The sequence below is a fragment of the Hansschlegelia beijingensis genome (assembly GCF_045505405.1).
GTDB classification, from domain to species: domain Bacteria; phylum Pseudomonadota; class Alphaproteobacteria; order Rhizobiales; family Methylopilaceae; genus Methylopila; species Methylopila beijingensis_A.
In genome coordinates this window covers 1-953 of sequence record NZ_JBJKEX010000613.1, presented here as the reverse complement: position 1 = coordinate 953, position 953 = coordinate 1, and the positions used below count along the sequence as shown (strand labels likewise).

The window sequence follows — 953 nt, the reverse complement described above, 5'->3', positions numbered from 1 at the left end:
GGCTCGTCGAGAACCAGCAGGTTGGCCGGCTGCTGCTGGCGCGCGCGCTCGCGCAGCCGGCCAACCTGCTGGTTCTCGACGAGCCGACCAACGATCTCGACCTCGAAACCCTCGACCTGCTGCAGGAGATGATCGCCGACTATCCGGGCACGATCCTGCTCGTCAGCCACGACCGTGACTTCCTCGACCGCACGGTCGGCTCGGTGATCGTCGCGGAAGGCGACGGACGCTGGGTCGAGTACGCGGGCGGCTATGGCGACATGGTCGCGCAGCGCGGCCGCGGGATCGATCCGCGCGCGTCCGCCGGGCCCTCGGCGCCTCGTGAAAGGGCTCCGGCGCCCGCGCCGGTTTCTGCTCCCGCGCGCAAGAAGCTGTCGTTCAAGGATCAGCACGCGCTGGAGACGCTGCCGGCCCGGATCGCCGCCTTGGGGGCGGAGATCGCGCGGCTCGAGGCGCGGCTCGCCGATCCGGCGCTGTACGCGTCCGATCCCGCGGCGTTCGCTACCACAAGCGAGGCGCTCGGCCAGGCGCAGCATGAGCGGGCGGCGGCGGAGGACCGCTGGCTCGAGCTCGAGATGCTGCGGGAAGAGCTCGCCGCCGGGTGATCCAGATCGACGATCCCGACGATCCGAGGATCGCGGACTACCGGGCGGTGCGTGAACGGGACGTCGTCGGCCGTGGCGAACGCTTCGTGGCGGAAGGCGAGGTCGTGCTCCGCCTGCTGCTCGGCGACAGCTCCCGGCACCAGGCCGAGAGCGTGCTCGTGGCCGAGAGCCGCGTGGCCGGGCTGGAGCCCCTCCTCGCCGCTGCCGGCTCCGTTCCCGTCTATGTGGCGAGCCCTGCCGTCATGGACGCCATCGTCGGCTTCCACATCCATCGCGGAGTTTTGGCGATCGGCCGACGCGCGCCGGCCGAGGACGCCGCCGCCCTGCTCGCCCGGTTCCCGCCGCGGG

General features: G+C 72.3%; 2 pseudogenes. Both read left to right on the top strand.

Annotation, left to right across the window (positions count from 1 at the left end):
- Nucleotides 1-605: pseudogene (locus ACIKT0_RS19110) on the top strand (ABC transporter ATP-binding protein); the annotation flags it as partial.
- A pseudogene (locus tag ACIKT0_RS19105) lies at nucleotides 602-953 on the top strand (TrmH family RNA methyltransferase); the annotation flags it as partial. The pseudogenes ACIKT0_RS19110 and ACIKT0_RS19105, both read left to right, overlap by 4 nt.